This is a genomic window from Hydrogenophaga sp., assembly GCF_036675665.1.
GTDB lineage: Bacteria > Pseudomonadota > Gammaproteobacteria > Burkholderiales > Burkholderiaceae_C > Hydrogenophaga.
In genome coordinates, this window is sequence record NZ_JAKFEO010000007.1 from 339,142 (window position 1) to 361,496 (window position 22,355).

Here is a 22,355-nt window from a genome sequence, read left to right on the forward strand (position 1 = left end):
AGTGGCGCGCAGGCCCGCCATCCCAAGGGCATCGAGGGTCCGGCTCCGCCGGCCCCAGATGCCGTCCCCCCTCCCAGCGCCGCAGGCGCGCCAGAGAGGGGGGAAGCCGCGTCAGCGGCGCAGGGGGGTGCTCCTTTACTTCTTCATTTCGGGGACGTTCTTTTTCCCCTTGTTCTCTGCGATGTAGTCGCTCCATGGATCGGCGACCACGGGGCCGGGCGTCTTCCACACCACGTTGAACTGGCCATCGGCCTTGATCTCGCCGATGAACACCGGCTTGTGCAGGTGGTGGTTTTCCTTGTCCATGGTGCTGGTGAAGCCACCCGGTGCCTTGAAGGTCTGGCCGGCCATGGCCGCGATCACCTTGTCGGTGTCGGTGGACTTGGCCTTGGTCACGGCCTGCGCCCACATGTTCACGCCGATGTAGGTGGCTTCCATCGGGTCGTTGGTGAGGGGCTTATCCTTGTGGCCGGGGATGTTCTTGGCCTTGGCATAAGCCGCCCACTTCTTGGTGAACTCGGTGTTGGCCGGGCTCTTCACGCTCATGAAGTAGTTCCATGCAGCCAGGTGGCCCACCAGCGGCTTGGTGTCCACACCGCGCAGCTCTTCTTCGCCCACCGAGAAGGCGACCACGGGCACGTCCTTGGCGGACAGGCCGGCGTTGCCCAGCTCCTTGTAGAACGGCACGTTGGAGTCACCGTTGATGGTGGAGACCACGGCCGTCTTCTTGCCTTCGGACGAGAACTTCTTGATCTTGGCAATGATGGTCTGGTAGTCGGAGTGACCGAACGGGGTGTACTCCTCCATGATGTCGGCATCGGCCACGCCCTTGGCCTTCAGGAAGGCGCGCAGGATCTTGTTGGTCGTGCGGGGGTACACGTAGTCGGTGCCCAGCAGCACCCAGCGCTTGGCCGAACCGCCGTCCTTGCTCATCAGGTATTCCACCGCGGGGATGGCCTGCTGGTTGGGCGCGGCACCGGTGTAGAACACGTTCTTGCTCAGCTCTTCGCCTTCGTATTGCACGGGGTAGAACAGCAGGCCGTTGGCCTCTTCCACCACCGGCAGCACCGACTTGCGCGAGACCGAGGTCCAGCAACCGAAGATCACGGCGGCCTTGTCCTGCGTCAGCAGCTGCTTGGTTTTTTCAGCGAACAGCGGCCAGTTGGAGGCCGGGTCAACGACGACGGGCTCGAGCTTCTTGCCCAGCAGGCCGCCCTTGGCGTTGATCTCGTCAATGGCCATCAGCACCGTGTCCTTGAGCACGGTTTCCGAGATGGCCATGGTGCCCGAGAGGCTGTGCAGGACGCCGACCTTGATGGTCTCCTGGGCGTGGGCCGGCAGGCTTGAGAGGCCGCCGAGCGTGACGGCCACGGCAGCGGCCGAGAGGGTCTTGAGGGTGAAACGGCGTGAGTTGTGGTGATTGGACATGGCGCTTCTCCAGAGTTTCCGAGGTCCCGTGAGGGGTTGGTGTTGGCGCCGCCGGCTGCCCTCTTCGGGCGTGGCTCAGCGGACAACTGGATGCTAGGGAGGCGCGTCGGGGGCGTATGTACGCCGGGTGGCGTACGTCAACGCGGGTTGCGTGAGGCACCACGCAAAAGGCCAGCACGAAGCTGGCCTTTGTCATGGGGTCGGCGGCTTTCAGCCCGCCGGCACCAGAAAGTCCTGGCTGATGCGCCCACCGAGTTCGTTCACCCGGTCCAGGAACTGCGTGAGGAAAGCATGCAGGCCGGTGGAGAGGATCTCGTCGATGCGGGCGTACTGCAGGTCGGCCTTGAGCTTGCCGGCGCGGCGCAGGGTTTCGGCCGACAGGTCGTTGGAGACCACGGTGAGGTTGTTGACCACTTCGTTGAGGCTGGCGGCCAGGCTGCGCGGCATGTCGGCGCGCAGGATGAGCAGCTCGGCCACGCGCTCGGGCGAGATCACGTCGCGGTAGACCTTGCGGTAGACCTCGAAGCCGCTCACGCTGCGCAGGATGGCGCTCCAGTGGTAGAAGTCGTACTCCTGGTCGAGCTCGCTGGCGTTGCCGAAGAAGTCGCTGTGCACGGCGTGGAACTTCACGTCGAGCAGGCGCGCGGTGTTGTCGGCGCGCTCCAGGAAGGTGCCCATGCGGTAGAAGTGAAACGCCTCGTCTTGCAGCATGGTGCCGATGGCCACGCCGCGCGAGAGGTGCGAGCGGAACTTGACCCATTCGAAGAATTCGCTGGGGTCGCGCTCGAAGTTCTTGCTCTTGAGCATGCGACCGAGTTCCAGCCAGGTCTGGTTTTGCGTTTCCCACAGCTCGGTGGTGAGCGCGCCGCGCACGGCGCGGGCGTTTTCACGCGCGGCCTTCAGGCAGGTGGCGATGCTCGACGGGTTGGACTCGTCGCGCACCATGAAGTCGAGCACGTTGCGCGGCGTGATGGCTTCGCCGTACTTCTTGTTGTAGGCCGGCATGAGCTCGCTGATGACGAGCAGGCCTTCCCAGCCCACCTGGGCCACGGCGGCGGACTGCGGCAGCAGTGAGGTCTGGTAGTTCACGTCGAGCATGCGGGCGGTGTTCTCCGCGCGCTCGGTGTAGCGGGACATCCAGAAGAGATGGTCGGCGGTGCGTGACAGCATGTGTTTTCCCTTGAACGAACGGACTCAGTCTTCCAGTACCCAGGTGTCCTTGGTTCCCCCACCCTGTGAAGAGTTGACGACCAGCGAGCCATCTTTCAACGCCACCCGCGTGAGGCCACCAGGCACCATCTGCACCTCTTTGCCGCTGAGCACAAAGGGGCGCAGGTCGATGTGGCGCGGTGCCACGCCACTCTGCACGTAGGTGGGGCAGGTGGACAGCGAGAGCGTGGGCTGGGCGATGTAGCCGCCGGGGTTGGCCACCACGGCCTTGCGGAAGTCCTCGATCTCGGCCTGGGTGGAGGCCGGGCCGACCAGCATGCCGTAGCCACCGGCGCCATGCACTTCCTTGACCACCAGGTCCTTCATGTTGGCGAGCATGTACTTGAGGTCTTCGGCGTCGCGGCCCATGAAGGTGGGCACATTGTTCAGGATGGGCTTCTGCCCCAGGTAGAACTCGATCATCTTGGGCACGTAGGGGTAGATCGACTTGTCGTCGGCCACACCGGTGCCCACCGCGTTGCAGATGGCCACGTTGCCACTGCGGTACACGCCGAGCAGGCCTTCGCAGCCCAGGGTGGAGGTGGGGCGGAACACCGAGGGGTCGAGAAAGTCGTCGTCGACCCGGCGGTAGATCACGTCCACGCGCTTCGGGCCACGCGTGGTGCGCATGTAGACGAAGTTGTCCTTGACGAAGAGGTCCTGCCCTTCCACCAGCTCGATGCCCATCTGCTGCGCCAGGAAGGCGTGTTCGAAGTAGGCGCTGTTGTACATGCCGGGCGTGAGCACCACCACCGTGGGTTCGGCCGTGGTGGCCGGGCTCACCGCGCGCAGGGTTTCCAGCAGCAGGTCGGGATAGTGGGCCACCGGGGCCACGCGGTTCTCGCCGAAGAGTTCGGGGAACAGCCGCATCATCATCTTGCGGTCTTCGAGCATGTAGCTCACCCCGCTGGGCACGCGCAGGTTGTCTTCGAGCACGTAGTACTCGCCCACGCCGTCGGCGTTGGGGGCACGCACGATGTCCACGCCCGAGATGTGCGAGTAGATGTTGTGGGGCACGTCCACGCCCATCATTTCGGGGCGGAACTGCGCGTTCTGGAAGATCTGCTCGGCCGGCACGATGCCCGCCTTGATGATTTCCTGGTCGTGGTAGACGTCGTGGATGAAGCGGTTGAGCGCGGTCACGCGCTGCACCAGGCCTTCTTCCATGCTCTGCCACTCGTGCGCCGGAATGATGCGTGGAATGAGATCAAAGGGAATCAGCCGCTCGGTGCCGGAGCCGTCTTCGTCCTTGGCGCCGTACACCGCAAAGGTGATGCCGACGCGACGAAAGATCATTTCCGCCTCTTCGCGCCGCGCTGCCATGACGTCGTCCGGCTGCTGCGCCAGCCAGCGGGCGTAGTTCTCGTAATGGGCCCGGACCTCGCTGGGCGAGGCATTCATTTCGTCAAACATCGGTCTGCTCATGGGCTTTTTTCTCCTGACCACAGCATAGCAAGGACTGGGCCAACAATTCCGGATTCAGGGCTCCAGAGCCCCGGACGAGCGCGCCGCAAGGTCCGTGTGGTGCCCCGTGTGGTGCCAGTAGCGACGTGCGTGTTCACGATGGCAGTCGACCGTTTCGGGTTCGGCGCTGCGCCAGGTGGCCGCGCCGCAGTCGGGCGAATTCACCCAGGCAATGCCGCGCTGGCGGTAGCGCTCCAGCACCGCCGCTGCGGGGTGGCCGAAGCGGTTGCGGTAGCCCGACTGCACGAGCACCCAGCGCGGCTGCAAGGTGTTGAGCAGCACCGGCGTGCTCGACGTGAGGCTGCCGTGGTGCGGCGCCAGCATCACGGTGGCGCGGTCATCGGGCCGGGCGAGTGCCAGTTGCACCTCGCGTGCGGCGTCGATGTCACCGCCGAGCCAGGCGCTGTGCTGCGCGCTGGCGATCCGCAGCACGCACGACATGGCATTGCTGCTGAGCAGGCCCTGGCCATCGGCGGCAAAGTCTTGCGGCCACGGGCGCAACACCTCAAAAGTCACACCGTCCCACGCCCAGCGTTGGCCTGCCATGCAGCGCTCTGGCGCGTCTGCGCTGAACGACGACAGCCACCGCGCCTGCGGGTGCGCCGCGCGCACCGCCTCGGCACCACCCGCGTGATCGCTGTCGCGGTGGCTCACCACCACCGCGTCCAGTTGTTCACCCAGCGAGCGCAGCAGCGGCAGCACCACGCGCTCGCCCGCATCGCTCTCCGGGCCGAAGCGCGGACCGGTGTCGAACAGCAGGCTGTGGTCGGCGGTGCGCACCAGCACCGCGCTGCCCTGCCCCACGTCCAGCGCGATCAGCTCGAACTGCCCCGGTGCCGGACGCGGCGGCGCATACAGCAGCGCGGGCGCCAGCAGCAACAGCCCCGCTGATCGCACCACCCACGGCAGGCGCAGCACCAGCAAGGCGCCGCCGGCCACCGCCGCCAACGCCATCGGCCAGGGCGCCGCGGGGCGGAACACCGCCGCCCAGGACCACTGGCCCAGCCACTGCAGGCCCACCGACATGGCTTGCACCACCCAGGCTGCTGCATCCCACAACGGCGGCAGCGCCACACCCAGCAGGGCCAGTGGCGTGATCAGCAAGGTCACCAGCGGAATGGCCGCCAGGTTGGCCAGCAGCCCCACCACCGAGAACTGCCCGAACAACAGCAGCGTGAGCGGCGCCAGGGCCAGCGTGACCACGCCCTGTTCGCGCAGCAGATGCAGCAGCGCCCGCCCTCCTCGTCGGTGCAGCGGCCCGCCGCGTGCCGCGCCCTGCGAGCGCCCGGGGTCGGTGGCAAACAGGATGCCCACCGCGACGAAGCTGAGCCAGAAACCCGGCTGCATCAACGCCCAGGGATCGAGCAGCAACACCGCCCACATCGCCAGCAGCCACACCACCGGCCACGGCCAACGCCGCACACCCAGGCGCAGGCCCACCACCACCGCCAGCATGATCACCGTGCGCTGCGCCGGCACGCCCCAACCGGAAAACAAGGCGTACGCCGCCGCCAGCGCCACGCCGCCCAGGCCCGCGACCACCGGCGTGGGCACCGCCAGCAACGCTTGCGGCCAGACCCGGGCCAGGCGCCGCCAGCCCCAGGCCAGCAGCGCGGTGGCCAGCCAGGCGAACATGGTCACGTGCAAGCCCGAGATGCTCATGAGGTGGGCCACACCGGTGGTGCGGAACAGGGTCCAGTCGGCGCGGTCGATGGCGGACTGGTCACCCACCACCAGGGCCGCCAGCACACCCGCGTTGCGCGGATCGCTCACGCGCTCGTCGATGCGCTCGCTCACGCTCTGGCGCAGGGCGTCCAGCGGGTGCCGCCCGCTCGCGCCCAGCCGTTGGGGCGCCGGGTCGCGCGGCCCGCTCTTCACGTGGCCGGTGGCCTGGATGCCTTGCTCCCACAGCCAGCGTTCGCGGTCGAAGCCGTGCGGGTTGGACAGCCCGTGGGGGCTGCGCAGGCGCACCGTGAAACGCCAGCGGTCGCCAGCGTGCACGGCCGGACCTTGGCGGGCGAGTTCCCACAGCGGTTCTTCGGCGGCGGGGGCAAAGCCGCTGTACCAACCGAGCTGGATGCGCTCGGGCACTGGCACCGGCTTGCCCGCGCGCATGGCCGCCTCCACGATGAATTCGAACCGCTCGCCTTGCGCCATGCGCTGCGGCAACGAGGCCACACGCCCGATCAGTTCGATGTCGGTCCCCTGCAGGGCCGGGTCCAGCGCGTGGCTGGCGAAATGCGTGGCGCGCGCACCGGTGAGGCCAAAGCCGATCAACGCACCCGCCAGCACGGCCCCAGGCAGCGCGAAGCGCAACCGCCGCGAGCCAGCGGCCCAGGCCACACCCGCGCACAGCAACAAGGCATACACCTGCAACGGCCACAGCACCGGCTGCTGCAACTGCAGTGCCACGCCCAGCACCCAGCCGGGCAGCCCTGCCAGCCAGCCCCATCGCATGATCAGCGAAGCGCGCGCAACGCCCGCACAAAAGCGGTGCCTGCGGTGGCGTCATCGTTCTTTGGCGCAAGACTTGCTAGGATAAGTCCCAGCGCCCACGGCCCAGCATCTGCCTGACGATTCATTGTTTTCCTCCCCGTTGAAAGCCCCCACATGGCCATTCATGTCGCTCTGAGCCACATCACGCATTATCGATACGACCGGCTGGTCAAACTCGGCCCCCAGGTGGTCCGTCTTCGGCCCGCGCCGCACAGCCGCACCAAGGTGCTGTCGTACTCCCAGCGCATCGAACCCGAAGGGCATTTCATCAACTGGCAGCAAGACCCGTTTGCCAACTACCAGGCCCGCCTGGTCTTCCCGGAGCCCACCACCGAGTTCAAGGTCACGATCGACCTGGTGGTGGAAATGGCGGTCTACAACCCGTTCGACTTTTTCCTGGAGCCGCGCGCCGAGAACTTCCCGTTCACCTACGACGAGGAACAGAAAAAGGAACTCGCGCCCTACCTGGTCACCGCGCCCGTGACACCGCTGCTCAAGGCGTATCTCGCCACGGTGGATCGCAGCGAGCGCCGCACGATCGACTTTCTGGTGGACGTGAACCAGAAGCTGCAGCACGCCATTGCGTACACCATCCGCATGGAGCCGGGCGTGCAGGCGCCTGAAGAAACGCTGAAGCTGGGCAGCGGCTCCTGCCGCGACACCGGCTGGCTGCTGGTGCAGATCCTGCGCCACATGGGCCTGGCCGCGCGCTTTGTCTCGGGCTACCTGATCCAGCTCAAGTCCGACGTGAAATCGGTCGACGGACCCAACGGCCCCGAACAGGACTTCACCGACCTGCACGCCTGGTGCGAGGTGTTCCTGCCCGGCGCCGGCTGGATCGGCCTGGACCCGACCTCCGGCCTGCTCGCGGGTGAAGGCCACATCCCGCTGGCCTGCACGCCGCAGCCCTCGAGTGCCGCGCCGGTGGAAGGCGCCATGGACAAGTGCGAGGTGGAGTTCAGCCACCACATGGGTGTGACCCGGGTCTACGAATCCCCCCGCGTGACCCTGCCCTACACCGACGACCAGTGGGCCGGCGTGGTGGCCCTGGGTGAGAAGGTCGACGTCGACCTGCAGAAACACGACGTGCGCCTGACCATGGGCGGTGAGCCCACCTTCGTGGCCACCAGCGACCGCGACGCGGCCGAATGGAACATCGACGCGCTCGGCCCCACCAAGCGCGGCTACGCCACGGAACTGCTGGACCGCCTGCGTGTGGAATACGGCGCGGGCGGCTTCGTGCACATGGGTCAGGGCAAGTGGTACCCGGGCGAACAGCTGCCGCGCTGGGCGCTGTCCATGTTCTGGCGCGCCGACGGCGAAACCATCTGGCAGAACCCCGCGCTGCTCGCCGATGAGCGCGACGAGAAGCACTACACCAGCGACGACGCGCGCCGCTTCACCCAGGCGCTGGCCCGCAAGCTCGGCCTGTCCACGCAGTACATCACCCCCGGCTTCGAGGACACCTGGTACTACCTCTGGCGCGAGCGCCGCCTGCCGGTCAACGTGGACCCGTTCGATGCCAAGCTCGACGACGAACTGGAGCGCGCGCGCCTGCGCCGCGTGTTCACCCAGGGCCTGGAAGCCACCGTGGGCTATGTGCTGCCGCTGCAGGCTTCGGGCCCCAACGGCGCCTTGTCCAACAACGGCAAGAGCACCTACGCGCGCATCTCGGGCACCGTGTGGTCCACCGGCCCCTGGTTCTTCCGCGACGAACGCATGTACCTCGTGCCAGGCGACTCGCCCATGGGTTACCGCCTGCCGCTGGACTCACTGCCCTGGGTCTCGGCCGGCGACTACCCGTACCACATCGAACAGGACCCGCACACCGCGCGCGACCCGCTGCCGCGCGGCGCCGCGGTGAAGCACCAGGTCTCGCCGCACCAGGTGGGCGGCGGCTTTGCCGAAGGCGGCACGGTGTCGATGCAGGGCATGGACTTCGACCCCGACGCCGAAACCGTGGAAGGCCTGCGCCCTGGCCAACCCGGCCCCGGCGCCGCACCGGCACAAGCCTTGTCGGCCCGCTTTCCGCAGCGCGCCGAATCGGCTGCCTGGCTCACGCGCACCGCGCTGTGCGTGGAAGCCCGCGACCCGCACCGCGCCAGTGGCCCCAAGGCCGAGAAGGCCGGCGGCGGCAAGATCCAGCACCTGTATGTCTTCATGCCGCCGATGGCCCACCTGGAGGACTACCTCGATCTGCTGGCCGCGGTGGAAGCCACGGCCGAGCGCCTGGGCGTGACCGTCGTGCTGGAGGGCTACCCGCCACCGCGCGACCCGCGCCTGAAGATGCTGCAGATCACACCCGACCCGGGTGTGGTGGAAGTCAACATCCACCCGGCCCACACCTGGGGCGAACTGGTGGAGCACACCGAGTTCCTGTACGAGGCCGCGCACCAGACCAGGATGTGCGCCGAGAAGTTCATGACCGACGGCCGCCACACCGGCACGGGTGGCGGCAACCACTTCGTGATGGGCGGCGCCACCCCGGCCGACTCGCCTTTCCTGCGCAAGCCCGAGCTGCTCGGCAGCCTCATTGCCTACTGGCACAACCACCCCTCGCTGTCGTATTTGTTCAGCGGCCTCTTCATCGGCCCGACCAGCCAGGCCCCGCGTGTGGACGAAGCGCGCAACGACCAGCTGTACGAGCTGGAAATCGCGCTCGCGCAGATCGAGAAGAACCGCACCACCTACGGCGACCACATGCCGCCGTGGATGGTCGACCGCACGTTGCGCAACATCCTGATCGACGTGACGGGCAACACGCACCGCAGCGAGTTCTGCATCGACAAGCTCTACTCGCCCGACACGCCCACGGGCCGCCTGGGTCTGCTGGAGCTGCGCGCGTTTGAAATGCCACCGCACGCGCGCATGAGCATCGCGCAACAGCTGCTGCTGCGCGCCCTGGTCTCGCGCTTCTGGCAGCAACCCTGGCACGGCCGCCTCACCCGCTGGGGCACCGAGCTGCACGATCGCTACCTGCTGCCCACCTACGTGCGCATGGACTTCGAAGACGTGCTCACCGACCTGGCCGACTTTGGCTACCAATTCGACATGGCCTGGTTCGACCCGCATTTCGAATTCCGCTTCCCCATGGTGGGCCAGGTGGCTGCGCGCGGCATCGAGCTCACGCTGCGCAGCGCGCTGGAGCCCTGGCATGTGATGGGCGAAGAAGGCGCGCCGGGCGGCACCGTGCGCTATGTCGATTCGTCGCTCGAGCGCATCGAGGTGCGCGTGAGCGGTTGGAACGACAGCCGCCACGTGATCACCTGCAACGGCCGCGCCATCCCGCTGCAGACCACCGGCACCGCCGGCGAGTACGTGGCCGGGGTGCGCTACAAGGCGTGGAGCCCGCCGTCGGCCCTGCACCCGTCGATTCCGTCGCACGCGCCACTCACCTTCGACATCGTCGACACCTGGATGAAGCGCTCGATGGGCGGCTGCCAGTACCACGTGGCGCATCCGGGAGGGCGCAACTACGACACCTTCCCGATCAACGCCTACGAGGCCGAGAGCCGTCGCATGTCGCGCTTCTTCCAGATGGGGCACACCCCGGGCCACATGGACGTGAAGCCGGCCAGCAGCAGCCGTGAGTTCCCCGCCACGCTGGACCTGCGCTACTGACCGTTCGCCGGGCGAAACGCCCTGTGTGACGGAAGCAACAAGGCGCCACCCCGCCGGGGGTGGCGCCTGCGGGCCAGCGGGCATACTCGGGTGCAGTGAACAACGACGCCTCCGACTCCCTGTTTGACGAGCTCAGTCCCGAGAACCCCGGCGACTGGGCCTTGTCGTTGTCGATCCCTGCCGATGCCGGCCACCGCGACGAATTGCGTGCCGGCGGCAAGTCCACCAGCGACGCGCTGTCATCCCACTGGGGCAGCTTCTTCGAGCACATCGGCACCGACGGTTTCAAGGATCTGAACCGCCGCAGCGACAACCTGCAGCGCCAGATCCGCGACAACGGCGTGACGTACAACGTCTATGCCGACGCCTCGGCCGGCCTGCAGCGGCCCTGGGCACTGGATCTGTTTCCCATGCTTCTCGGCCCGACCGACTGGGCGCAGATCGAGACCGGCGTCCTGCAGCGCACGCGCCTGCTCAACGCCATCATGGGCGACCTGTACGGCGAGCGCGAACTGCTCAAGCGCGCCCTGCTGCCCGCCGCCCTCGTGCAGGGGCATCCGGGCTATCTGCGCTCCATGCAGGGCGTGAAACCCCTGGGCGACACCTGGCTGCACATCGTGGGCTTCGATCTGGCCCACGGCCCCGACGGCCGCTGGTGGGTGGTCGGGCAACGCACGCAGGCGCCGTCGGGCCTGGGCTACCTGCTGGAAAACCGCATCGCCATCGCGCGCCAGTTCCCCAAGGCCTTCGCCGGCATGAAGGTGCAGCGCCTGGCCGCGAGCTACCGCGCGCTCATGGACGGCATCAAGCGCATGTGCCCCGAAGGCGAGAACGCGCGCATCGCGCTGCTCACGCCCGGCCCGTACAACGAAACCTATTTCGAGCACGCCTACCTCGCGCGCTACCTCGGCCTCACGCTGGTCGAGGGCAACGACCTCACCGTGCGCGACCAGCGCCTGTTCCTCAAGACACTCAGCGGCCTGGAGCCGGTGCACGCGCTGATCAAGCGGTTGGACGACGAATGGCTCGACCCGCTGGAACTGCGCTCCGACTCACGCCTGGGCGTGCCCGGCCTGCTGCAGGTGCTGCGCGCGGGCAACCTGCTGCTGGCCAACGCGCCCGGTTCGGCGCCGCTCGAATCCAGCGCGCTGCTCGGTTTCCTGCCCGCCATCAGCCGCCACCTGCTCGGTGAAGAACTCGCCCTGCCCTCGCTGGCCACCTGGTGGTGCGGCGAAGACGCCGCGTTGCGCGAGGTGCTGCCGCTGCTCAAGGGCAGCGTGATCAAGCCCACCTACCCGCGCTCGGGCCTGGACACGGCCATGGGTCAGAGCCTGAGCGAGCGCGAGCTCAACGAGTGGTCCGGCCGCATGGCGCGCCACCCCGACCACTACACCGTGCAGTCGTGGCTGCCGCTCTCGCAAACCCCCACCTGGTCGGGCGAGCGGCTCATGCCGCGTTCGGCCATGCTGCGCGTGTTTGCGCTGGCCGACGGCGCCGGCTCCTGGCGCGTGTTGCCCGGCGGCCTGGTGCGCCTGGCACCGCGCGGCGAGCTCATTGCCGCGATGCAGCGCGGTGGCAGCAGCGCCGACTGCTGGGTGCTCACCGAAGGCCCGGTGGACCACACCAGTCTGCTGCAGTCGGCGCCCAGCACGCTGGCGCTGGCGCAACAGAAGCGCCCCGTGACCAGCCGCGCCGCGGAAAACCTGTTCTGGCTGGGTCGATACACCGAACGCGCCGAAAACAGCGTGCGCCTCGCGCAGATCGTGCTCAACCACCTCGGTGGCGAAGAATCCAACTCGCGCCCGCTGATGGCCTGGCTCACAGCCACCGCTTCCGAAAACTCGCTGGTGCTCGCCGGCGCCCCGACCGCCACCGCTTCCCCGCGCGTGTTCGCGCGCAGCCTCATTGCAGCGCTCTCGCCCAAGGCCTCCGACCCGATGGCCGCGAAGTCGCACAGCGTGGGCTTCAACCTGCGCGCGCTCAAGGCCGCCGCCTCGCAGGTGCGCGAGCGCCTGTCGCAAGAACACTGGCACCTGATCGAGCGCACCGAAACCGGCTTTGCGCGCGACTGCGCGGCCCTCTCGGCCGAAGCCGAGTACACGACCGCCGAAGCCATGACGGCACTGCAGAACGCCAGCGAGCTGCTGGCCGCCATCACCGGCTCACAAACCGACCGCATGGTGCACGATGACGGGTGGCGCCTGCTCTCCATGGGCCGGCACATCGAACGCCTCGTCACACTCTCGCGTGCGCTCTCGCTGGCGCTCGAACACGGTTGCGTGCACGACCAGGCCGGCTTCGAGGCCGTGATCGCGCTGTTCGACAGCACCATCACCTTTCATGCGCAGTACCAGCAACGTCGCGACATGGTCGCCCTGATCGACCTGCTCGTGATGGACCGCGACAACCCGCGCTCGCTGGCCTGGGTGGTGCAGACGCTGCGCTCGCGCCTGGCCAAGCTGGCCGGCAGCGCCACCCCACAAGATGCCGTGCTCGCCCAGGGGCTGCCCAACCCGGACACCTGGGTGCTGCAAGACCTGAGCAACTGGCAACGCAGCCCCGAAGGCCTGCGCACCTGGAGCGATCTCGCCGAGCTGCTGGATGGCTGTGAGATCGCGGCGGCAGAACTCTCCGACGAACTCAGCCGTTTGCACTTCAGTCACGCCGATCTGCGCAACCAGTCCCTAGGGGTTTGACATGCTCCTACGGATACTGCATCGCACCCGCTACCGCTACCACGGCTCGATCGACCTCGCGCAGCACATGGTGCACCTGTGCCCTCTGAGCACGCCGCATCAGCGTGTGCTCCAGAGCGAGTTGCGCATCGACCCGATGCCGGCCGCGCGCAGCCAGACCACCGACGTGTTCGGCAACCAGCGCACCTTCTTTTCGCTGCAGGCCACGCACAGCGTGCTCACGGTCGAGGCCGACAGCCTGGTCGAGACCAGCAAACACCAGCCGCTGCCCCAGGGCCCGCCGTGGCGCGGCATGACCTGGGAGCGCGTGCGCGAGCACTTCCGCTACCGCGCCAACGCACCGTTCGATCCGGCCAGCGAGTTCCTGTTTGCTTCGCCCTACGTGCCGCGCGACGATGCCTTTGCCGCCTTCGCGCGTCCTGCATTCCTGCCCGGCCTGCCCGCTCTGGCCGCAGCGCAGGCGCTGATGGAGCGGATTCACACCGAGTTGATCTACGAGACGGCCAGCACCGAGGTGAACACACCCGCGCTCGAAGCGCTCGAACAAGGCAAGGGTGTGTGCCAGGATTTCGCCCACATCATGCTGGGTTGCCTGCGCACCCTGGGCTTGCCGGCGCGCTACGTGAGCGGCTACCTGCTCACGCGCCCGGCACCGGGCAAGGTGCGCCTGATCGGAGCCGATGCCTCACACGCCTGGGTGTCGGTCTACGTGCCGGTGGTGAGCGAGTCGGATGAGGAAGCGCAACCCCAGGGCGCGTGGTTCGACTTCGACCCCACCAACAACCGCTGCGGCTGGGGCAGTCCCGGCGAAGACTATGTGACGCTGGCCACCGGCCGCGATTTTGGCGACGTCTCACCCATGCGCGGCGTGATCCAGAGCGGCGCCGATCACACGCTGCAAGTGGCCGTGACCGTGGCACCGCCCGACGAACTCAAGGCGCTCGAAGCCCTGACGAACGGCCCCAAGGCCTGAGGCTCGCGCAGCCCGTCCCGCAGCGGGGCGGTCATTAGAATGGGTCGCTCATTCTTCAGGAGCCATCCCATGAGCATTTACGACAAGCTGTCCGAACTGGGCATCGCCCTGCCCCCCGTCTCGGTGCCCGCCGCGGCCTACGTGCCCTTCGTGCAGACCGGCAACCTCATCTTCCTGAGCGGCCACATCGCCAGGCAGGATGGCAAGCCCTGGGTCGGCCAGCTCGGCCTGACCATGACGACCGACGAGGGAAAGGCAGCCGCGCGCGCCGTGGCCATCGACCTGCTCGGCACCCTGGCCGCTGCCTGCCTGGCCGCCGGCAAGGATCTCAACAGCGTCAAACGCATCGTCAAGGTCCTCAGCCTGGTCAACTCCACCGCCACCTACACCGAACAGCACCTGGTCACCAACGGCTGCAGCGAACTGATCGGCCAGATCTTCGGACCGGTGGGCGCACATGCCCGCAGTGCGTTCGGCGTGGCGCAACTGCCCATGGGTGCGTGTGTGGAGATCGAGCTGATCGCTGAACTGGGTTGACCCCCCGTGCGCCTCACGGCGCTCCCCCCTGGGAGGGGGGCGGCATCTTGGGCCGGCGTAGCCGGACCCGCGATGCCCCTGGGCGGGGCTGTCTCGCTCGAAGGGAATTACCGCTTCCTGCGTTCGCTGGCTCGCCGCACCTGGCGGCTCTGGGTGGCTTGTGCTGCCACTTGATCTTTGGCGGCGCGGCGCCTTGCGAAGTGGCGCACTGCAAGGCGTGTGACACCGAACGCCAGCACCGCCAGCGCTGCTGCAATCACCATCCCGGTCCATTCACCGTTTTCCATGTTCTCTCAACCTGCGTCACGCGATCCGGTTTGAAGTCCCACGTCGCAGCCTTGCTGTGATGTGGGCGCTGCTCAGGCAGCAAGCGCAGCGCGTTCGACGCGGCGCCACCGCATCAGGGTGCCTGCCTGGAGATGGAGATCATCGCCGAACTTTCGTAACGGAAATCACGCTCTCAAGGAATCGGAATGGTTCGGGCCCGCTCGAAAGCATGCTTCAATCGTGCCCGCGGTTTGTACTTAGTTCGTATCCAAGGGAGCGATTTCATGACTCGAATTCAACATTGGGCAGCGACGGCGTGTGCCATTCTGGCCTTGACCGGCTGCGCCACCGAGGCCTCCAGAAGCCTGCCCACTGCGCAGGTGGCCAGTGCCACCAGCGTGTACAGCGGTCCACGCACACCCATCTCCATCGGCAAGTTCGACAACCGGTCCAGCTACATGCGTGGGCTTTTCTCCGATGGCGTGGACCGGCTCGGCGGGCAATCAAAAACCATCCTTGTCACCCACCTGCAGCAGTCCAACCGCTTCAGCGTGCTGGACCGCGAAAACATGAGCGAAACCCGGCAAGAAGCCGGGCTGAGCGGTCAGGTGCAGAAGCTCAAGGGCGCCGACTATGTGATCACGGGCGACGTCACCGAGTTCGGTCGCAAGGAAGTGGGGGACCACCAGCTCTTCGGCATCCTCGGCAAGGGCAAGTCGCAATCGGCCTACGCCAAGGTCAGCCTCAACATCGTCAAGACCCAAACGTCGGAAGTCGTGTATTCGGTGCAGGGTGCCGGCGAGTACAGCCTGAGCAACCGCGAGATCATCGGCTTCGGTGGTACCGCCAGCTACGATGCCACCCTCAATGGCAAGGTGCTTGACCTCGCGATCCGCGAAGCCGTCGAGAAGCTGGTGGCAGGCATCGACTCAGGCGCTTGGCGCCCAGCCCTGTGAGCGTGAGGTTAGATCTCATGACATACCTCACCACACGAGCGCTGGCGCTGCTGGGCGCAACCCTGCTGTTGAGCGGCTGCATGGCCACCAGCAAACCCCTGTACCAATGGGACAGCTACCCCGCTCAGGTTCACGGGCACTTCAAGGGCGAATCGCCCGAGGCACAGATTGCCGCACTGGAGCTGCAGTTGCAAACCATCCAGGCCAATGGCACCGCCACTCCTCCGGGCCTGCACGCACATCTGGGCATGCTCTATTCGAAGGTGGGCAGAGACGATCAGATGGTGCAGCAGCTTGAACTCGAGAAATCCAGATTCCCCGAGTCCACTCCTTTCATGAACCGGCTGCTGGCCCAGTTCAAAAAATGAGAATCGTCATGCCCATGTCTTCCACTCGCCTTTTCTCAACCGCCGCCTTGATGGTGGCCGCGCTGCTCACGGGTTGCGCGGCCCCCAGGGCCTACGACTACACCGCGCTCAAACAGGCAAAGCCCCGGTCCATCCTGGTGCTGCCGCCTGTCAATGAATCGCTGGACGTCAAAGCCACCCACAGCCTGCTTTCGCACAGCAGCAAGCCGCTGGCCGAGGCTGGCTACTACGTTTTGCCGGTCGCACTGGTCGACGAAACATTTCGCCAGAACGGTCTGACCCAGGCCGACGACATGCACGCTGTCGATCTGAAGAAACTCAACGACATCTTTGGTGCCGACGCTGTTCTGTACATGAAGGTCAAGCGCTATGGTGCCACCTACTACGTGGTGGGCAGCGCCACCGTGGTGGAAGCCCATGCACGGCTGGTCGATACCAGAACCGGGACGTTGTTGTGGGACGGCACGGCCAGTGCGTCCAGTGAAGAGGGCAAGAACAACAACAGCGCGGGTCTGGTGGGGCTCTTGATCACAGCGCTGGTTCAACAGGTCCTCAGCTCGGTCACCGATCAGAGCCACGCTGTGGCGGGCATCGCAAGCCATCGCCTGCTGTCTGTGCGTGCTGGCGACGGTCTCCTGCCGGGGCCACGGCACCCTGCCTATGCCGATGGAAGACCATGAGAGTCTTGCCGGGTGGTGAGTTCAACCCATGAAGAAGGGCCGCTCTCGCGGCCCTTCTTCATGGCGCAACGTCACCGACCGGTGCCGCCTGTGTGCTTGCCAGGAAGACTTCAAAACGTGCCAGTTCTTCTTCAAGTGCGCGCTGGAAGCCCGCATCGCGCGGTCGCGCTGCGGCAAACCCCAGTTCGTGCCGAAGCTGCCCGCGCTCCCGGCGCAGGTTGGCCCAGCCCACCATCTGTTCGCCCCACAGCACGGGCAGCGCGTAGTGGCCCATGGTGCGCTTCGGCGCGGGCACGTAGGCCTCGAACTTGTACGTCCAGTCCCACAGCATCTCGAAGCGACGGCGGTCCCAGACCACGGGATCGAACGGTGCGAGCAGCCGCACTTCCTGGTCTGGCTGGTGGCGGCGCGAGACCGGGTTCTCGTCCGCCGGCCAGTACCAGGTGGTGCCGTCGATCACCGCATGGCCATAGCGCGAACGCGCCGCCTTGGCCACCGCGCGCGCCTCGACCGCTAGGTGAGGCGCGCCGTAACGCAGCAGCGTGACCAGGTAGCCCAGGCTGGGCGCGGGCAATGGCGCATACAGCGCCACGATGCGATCGACCAGGGCCTCGGCGCGCGCCAGGCGCGAGGCGGGATCGGCGTCCTGCTCGGGGTGCTCCATCGGCGCGTACACCCGGGTGCCCGACTCACGGCGGCACACCCGCAACCAGCCGTGGTGGTGCATGTCGTCCAGCAGGCGGGTGCTCGCGTTGAGTTCCCCGCCCCAGTAGCCGGCCACACGGCCGTGGTGCGCAAAGGCCTCGCTCACCTCACGCGGGTGCACCACACCCCGCGCCTGCACGAAGGCCAGCACCTCCTGCGCCCGGCGGGTGGTGGCCGCGTCCCACGGCCGGCGCGGCGTGCGTGGGTGCAGCAGCGCCAGCATGTCGCGCGAGACGAAACCGTAGTTGACGAACGCGTCTTCCTCGATGCCCAGCCGCTCGTAGCGGCGCTCCAAATCGCCCGCGCGGTAGTCGCGCACCCGCATGCGCAGGATCAGGTCCTGCGCCCGCGCCGGTGCCCGCATCGGGTCGGCCTGCACAAAGCCGAGCCGGCGAATCGCGGCCGGCAGCGTCAGCGGCTTGAACAGGCTGCGCGCGATCGCGTAGCGGCGCAATTCGTCCAGTGTGGGCGAGCGCGCCACCTTCTTATTCCACTCTGGTGACGCGGCTGGGCTTGAAGCCCAGATCGGCGGCCTTGCCCTTGCGGGCCCGCGCCGCGCGGGCGTTGTTCAGGCTGCGGATCTCCAGCGTTTCCTCGCGCTCCTTGCCGCCGCGCCCGATGCCTTCGATCTTCACGCTGCGCGTGTAGGCCGCCGCGCCGGCCAGGGTGTCCTTGGGTTCGAGGTCGATCAGCATCAGGCCGCGACCACCCTTCTCCATCAGCTTGAGTTCGCCGATCTCAAACGTGAGGATGCGCCCACCGGTGGAGGCACAGCACACGTGGGTGGCTGCGTTCAGCGGTTGAGCGCCGGAGGTGAATGCCGCATGCGAGGGCGCGCAGGGCGTTTCACCTTCACCCAGGTTCAGGAAGGTCTTGCCGCCGCGCTGGCGCGACACCATGTTCTCCACCGTCGCGAGGAAGCCGTAGCCACCCGAACTGGCGAGCAGCAGCGCGGCGTTGGCCGGGCCGGCGAAGTAGTGCAGCGGCTGCGTGCCGCTTTCGAGTTCGATCAACGTGGTGATGGGCTGGCCGTCGCCGCGCGCGCCCGGCAGGCTGGCCACGGGCACGCTGTAAACACGCCCGTTGCTGCCGAAGACGATCATGGTGTCCACCGTGCGGCATTCGAAGGTGCGGTACAGACCGTCGCCGGCCTTGAATGCGAAGCTGCCGGCCTCGTGGCCGTGGCCGGTTCGCGCACGCACCCAGCCCTTGCTGGACACCACCACCGTCACGGGTTCGTCCACCACCTTGATCTCGGCCACGGCTTTCTTCTCGGTCTGGATCAGCGTGCGGCGCGCATCGGCAAACGTCTTGGCGTCGGCCTCGATCTCTTTCACCATCAGGCGCTTCAGGCTGCCCGGATTGCCCAGGATGTCTTCCAGCTTGCCCTGCTCTTCTTTCAGCGACTTGAGCTCCTGCTCGATCTTGATGGCTTCGAGACGCGCGAGCTGGCGCAGGCGGATTTCAAGAATGTCTTCGGCCTGCCGGTCGCTGAGCCTGAAGCGCTCGATCAGCGCGGCCTTGGGCTCGTCGCTGTGGCGGATGATGCGGATCACTTCGTCGATGTTGAGCAGCACGAGCTGCCGGCCTTCGAGGATGTGGATGCGGTCCAGCACCTTGGTGAGGCGGTGCTGCGAGCGGCGCGTGATGGTGCTCTGGCGGAATTCGATCCATTCGTTGAGCATCTGCCGCAGCGACTTCTGCGTGGGCCGGCCGTCGAGCCCGATCATGGTGAGGTTGATCGGTGTCGAGCTCTCCAGGCTGGTGTGCGCGAGCAGCGCGGTGATGAGCTCCTGTTGCCCGATGCGGCTGCTCTTGGGCTCGAACAAGAGGCGCACCGGGGCGTCCTTGCTCGATTCGTCGCGCACGCCGTCGAGCACCATCAGGATGCTGGCCTTGAGTTGCGTCTGGTCCTGCGTCAGCGCCTTCTTGCCGGCCTTCACCTTGGGGTTGGTGAGTTCCTCGATCTCTTCCAGCACACGCTGCGTGCTCACGCCGGGCGGCAGTTCCGTCACCACCAGTTGCCACTGGCCGCGCGCGAGCTCTTCGATCTTCCAGCGTGCGCGCACCTTGAGGCTGCCGCGCCCGGTGCGGTAGGCGTCGACGATGTCACCCGCCGGGCTGATGATCTGGCCGCCGCCCGGGTAATCCGGTCCGGGCAGGATGGCGAAGAGTTCGTCGTCGGTGAGCTTCGGGGTCTTGATCAGCGCCACGCAGGCGTCGGCCACCTCACGCAGGTTGTGGCTGGGGATTTCGGTGGCCAGGCCCACGGCGATGCCGGATGCGCCGTTGAGCAGGTTGAACGGCAGGCGTGCGGGCAGTTGCTTGGGCTCCACGGTGGAGCCGTCGTAGTTGGGCACGAAGTCCACCGTGCCTTCATCGATCTCGTCGAGCAGCAGCGTGGTGATCTTGGCCAACCGCGCCTCGGTGTAGCGCATGGCCGCCGCGCCGTCGCCGTCGCGCGAACCGAAGTTGCCCTGGCCGTCGATGAGCGGGTAGCGCTGCGCAAAATCCTGCGCCATGCGCACCAGCGCGTCGTACGCGGCCTGGTCGCCGTGCGGGTGGAAACGGCCCAGCACGTCACCGACCACGCGCGCGCTTTTCACCGGGCGCGCGGCGGTGTTGTTGTTGGGTCCGCTGAAGCCCAGACCCATGCGGTCCATGCTGTAGAGGATGCGCCGCTGCACCGGCTTCTGGCCGTCGCAGACGTCGGGCAGTGCGCGGCCTTTCACGACGGAGAGCGCGTACTCGAGGTAGGCGCGCTGCGCGTAGTTCGCGAGGTTCAGGCCGTCGTCCGGTTCGGACAAGGGCAATTCTGGGTTCAGGATGTCGGACATGTGTCAGTGCAAAAGTGAGAGGGCGATCAGATGTCGATCTCGACCGAGTCGCCGTGCAACTCCATGAGCTCGCGGCGCGAGGCGGCTTCGCCCTTGCCCATGAGCTTGGTGATGAGGGCTTCGGTGTCCGCGAAATTGATCGCACCCAGCACCACCGGCATGAGGCGGCGCGTGTCGGGGTTGAGCGTGGTGTCCCACAGCTGTTCGGCGTTCATCTCGCCCAGGCCTTTGAAGCGGCTGATCTGGCACTTCTCGGGCGGCACGCCGTCCTTGGCGCATTTGTCGAGGATGGCGTGCAGTTCACCGTCGTCCAGCGCGTACTGCTTGGCCGCGGGCTTCTTGCCGCGCGCGGGGATGTCCACGCGAAACAGCGGCGGGCGCGCGACGAACACGTGGCCGGCGTCGATGAGCTTGGGGAAATGGCGGAAGAACAATGTGAGCAGCAGCACCTGGATGTGCGAGCCGTCCACGTCGGCGTCCGACAGGATGCAGACCTTGCCGTAACGCAGGCCACTGAGGTCGGGTGTGTCGTTGGGGCCGTGCGGATCGACACCGATGGCCACGGCGATGTCGTGGATCTCGTTGTTGGCAAACAGCCGGTCGCGCTCGACCTCCCAGGTGTTGAGCACCTTGCCGCGCAGCGGCAGCACGGCCTGGCATTCCTTGTCGCGGCCCATCTTGGCGCTGCCGCCGGCCGAGTCGCCCTCGACCAGAAACACCTCGTTGTGCGCCAGGTCCTTGCTCTCGCAGTCGGTGAGCTTGCCGGGCAGCACGGCCACGCCCGAGCCCTTGCGCTTCTCGACCTTCTGACCCGCCTTCTGGCGGAACTGCGCGGCCTTGATGGCGAGTTCGGCGAGCTTCTTGCCGTAGTCCACGTGCTGGTTGAGCCAGAGCTCCAGCGCGGGGCGCACGAAGCTGCCGACCAGGCGCACGGCGTCGCGCGAATTCAGACGCTCCTTGATCTGGCCCTGGAACTGCGGGTCGAGCACCTTGGCGCTGAGCACATACGAAGCGCGCGCAAACACGTCTTCCGGCAGCAGCTTCACGCCCTTGGGCAGCAGCGCGTGCAGCTCGATGAAGCCCTTGACCGCCTGGAACAGGCCGTCGCGCAGGCCGCTCTCGTGCGTGCCGCCCGCGCTGGTGGGAATCAGGTTCACATAGCTCTCGCGCACGGGCTGGCCGTCTTCGGTGAAGGCCACGCACCAGGCCGCGCCTTCGCCTTCGGCGAAGCTGTCGTGCCCGCTGTCGGCAAAGCCTTCACCTTCGAACAGCGGAATGACCGGGTCGCCGTTGAGCGTCTGCTGCAGGTAGTCGCGCAGGCCGCCCTTGTAGAGCCAGGTCTGGATGTCCCTGGTTTTGTCGTTGACCAGGGTCACCGTCACGCCCGGCATCAGCACCGCCTTGCTGCGCAGCAGGTGGGTGAGCTCGGCCATGGGCAGCGCGGCCGACTCGAAGTACTTGGGGTCGGGCCATGCGCGCACCGTGGTGCCCTGCTTGCGGTCGCCCTCGCCCTTTGGCGCCAGCACCAGCGGCTCGATCACGTCACCGGCGGAAAACGCGAGCTTTGCCACTTGGCCTTCGCGGTAGCTGATGACTTCCAGCCGGGTCGAGAGGGCGTTGGTCACGCTCACACCCACGCCGTGCAGGCCGCCCGAGAAGCTGTAGGCGCCGCCCTTGCCCTTGTCGAACTTGCCGCCGGCGTGCAGCCGGGTGAACACCAGCTCGACCACAGGGGCCTTTTCTTCGGGGTGCAAGCCGAACGGGATGCCGCGGCCGTCGTCTTCCACGCTCACCGAGTGGTCGGTGTGCAGCGTGACCTTGATCTTCTTGCCGTGCCCGGCCAGGGCCTCGTCGGCCGCGTTATCGAGCACCTCCTGAATGATGTGCAGTGGGTTGTCGGTCCGGGTGTACATGCCCGGCCGCTGCTTGACCGGCTCCAGGCCCTTGAGGACGCGGATGGAGCCTTCGGAATATGCGGGGGGGGTTTGGGTTGCCATGGGGGCGGATTGTAAGCACGGCAGCCCGGAAAGACTGTACAAAAATACAGATACCCGTTGCCGGTATGGCCAGCGATGCCCAACCGGCATCAATCGAGCGGGCCAATATCAAGAGCGAGCG

Annotated in this window: 14 protein-coding genes; 7 read left to right on the forward strand and 7 right to left on the reverse strand. The window is 67.0% G+C overall.

The features are described from left to right. Positions 1-135 precede the first annotated feature (135 nt). The 4 genes from urtA to V6M63_RS04400 form a co-directional block, all read right to left on the reverse strand. On the reverse strand, positions 136-1,428 hold the full coding sequence (gene urtA, locus V6M63_RS04385; RefSeq protein WP_332739822.1) for an urea ABC transporter substrate-binding protein: 1,293 nt from the start codon (positions 1,426-1,428) through the stop codon (positions 136-138). Positions 1,429-1,638: 210 nt separating this feature from the next. After that, positions 1,639-2,598: an alpha-E domain-containing protein gene (locus V6M63_RS04390; protein ID WP_332739824.1), complete on the reverse strand. Its 960-nt coding sequence runs from the start codon at positions 2,596-2,598 to the stop codon at positions 1,639-1,641. Between the two features lie 24 nt (positions 2,599-2,622). Beyond that, positions 2,623-4,062: a circularly permuted type 2 ATP-grasp protein gene (locus V6M63_RS04395; RefSeq protein WP_332739826.1), complete on the reverse strand. Its 1,440-nt coding sequence runs from the start codon at positions 4,060-4,062 to the stop codon at positions 2,623-2,625. A gap of 54 nt (positions 4,063-4,116) precedes the next feature. Further along, positions 4,117-6,558 (reverse strand): DNA internalization-related competence protein ComEC/Rec2, encoded by a 2,442-nt coding sequence (locus V6M63_RS04400; RefSeq protein WP_332739827.1) that lies wholly within the window; start codon positions 6,556-6,558, stop codon positions 4,117-4,119. Positions 6,559-6,711: 153 nt separating this feature from the next. On the opposite strand from V6M63_RS04400, the gene V6M63_RS04405 reads away from it, so the two are divergent. From V6M63_RS04405 to V6M63_RS04435, 7 genes are all read left to right on the forward strand, one after another. Further along, on the forward strand, positions 6,712-10,218 hold the full coding sequence (locus V6M63_RS04405; RefSeq protein WP_332739828.1) for a transglutaminase family protein: 3,507 nt from the start codon (positions 6,712-6,714) through the stop codon (positions 10,216-10,218). Positions 10,219-10,277: 59 nt separating this feature from the next. After that, the gene (locus V6M63_RS04410) at positions 10,278-12,914 is read left to right on the forward strand and encodes a circularly permuted type 2 ATP-grasp protein (RefSeq protein WP_442909533.1); all 2,637 of its coding nucleotides are present in this window, start codon (positions 10,278-10,280) and stop codon (positions 12,912-12,914) included. A gap of 1 nt (position 12,915) precedes the next feature. Then, a complete protein-coding gene (locus tag V6M63_RS04415; protein ID WP_332739832.1) occupies positions 12,916-13,887 on the forward strand; it encodes a transglutaminase family protein in 972 nt (323 codons plus the stop codon). A gap of 69 nt (positions 13,888-13,956) precedes the next feature. Beyond that, a complete protein-coding gene (locus V6M63_RS04420; protein WP_332739834.1) occupies positions 13,957-14,424 on the forward strand; it encodes a RidA family protein in 468 nt (155 codons plus the stop codon). A 551-nt stretch (positions 14,425-14,975) separates the two neighbouring features. Beyond that, positions 14,976-15,647: a CsgG/HfaB family protein gene (locus tag V6M63_RS04425; protein ID WP_332739836.1), complete on the forward strand. Its 672-nt coding sequence runs from the start codon at positions 14,976-14,978 to the stop codon at positions 15,645-15,647. A gap of 17 nt (positions 15,648-15,664) precedes the next feature. Continuing rightward, the gene (locus V6M63_RS04430) at positions 15,665-16,015 is read left to right on the forward strand and encodes a DUF4810 domain-containing protein (protein WP_332739838.1); all 351 of its coding nucleotides are present in this window, start codon (positions 15,665-15,667) and stop codon (positions 16,013-16,015) included. Between the two features lie 14 nt (positions 16,016-16,029). After that, entirely contained in the window at positions 16,030-16,695 is a 666-nt protein-coding gene (locus tag V6M63_RS04435; protein ID WP_332740147.1) for a DUF799 domain-containing protein, read from the forward strand. A 58-nt stretch (positions 16,696-16,753) separates the two neighbouring features. On the opposite strand, the gene V6M63_RS04440 is transcribed toward V6M63_RS04435, so the two are convergent. From V6M63_RS04440 to V6M63_RS04450, 3 genes are read right to left on the reverse strand one after another with little or no spacing between them, the layout of a single operon-like run. Continuing rightward, positions 16,754-17,881, reverse strand: coding sequence for a DNA glycosylase AlkZ-like family protein (locus V6M63_RS04440; protein ID WP_332739840.1), 1,128 nt, complete (start codon positions 17,879-17,881; stop codon positions 16,754-16,756). 4 nt (positions 17,882-17,885) lie between these two features. Beyond that, a complete protein-coding gene (parC, locus tag V6M63_RS04445) occupies positions 17,886-20,237 on the reverse strand; it encodes a DNA topoisomerase IV subunit A (protein WP_332739842.1) in 2,352 nt (783 codons plus the stop codon). 26 nt (positions 20,238-20,263) lie between these two features. Beyond that, positions 20,264-22,234, reverse strand: a complete 1,971-nt coding sequence (locus tag V6M63_RS04450; protein WP_332739844.1) for a DNA topoisomerase IV subunit B — start codon at positions 22,232-22,234, stop codon at positions 20,264-20,266. Positions 22,235-22,355 lie beyond the last annotated feature (121 nt).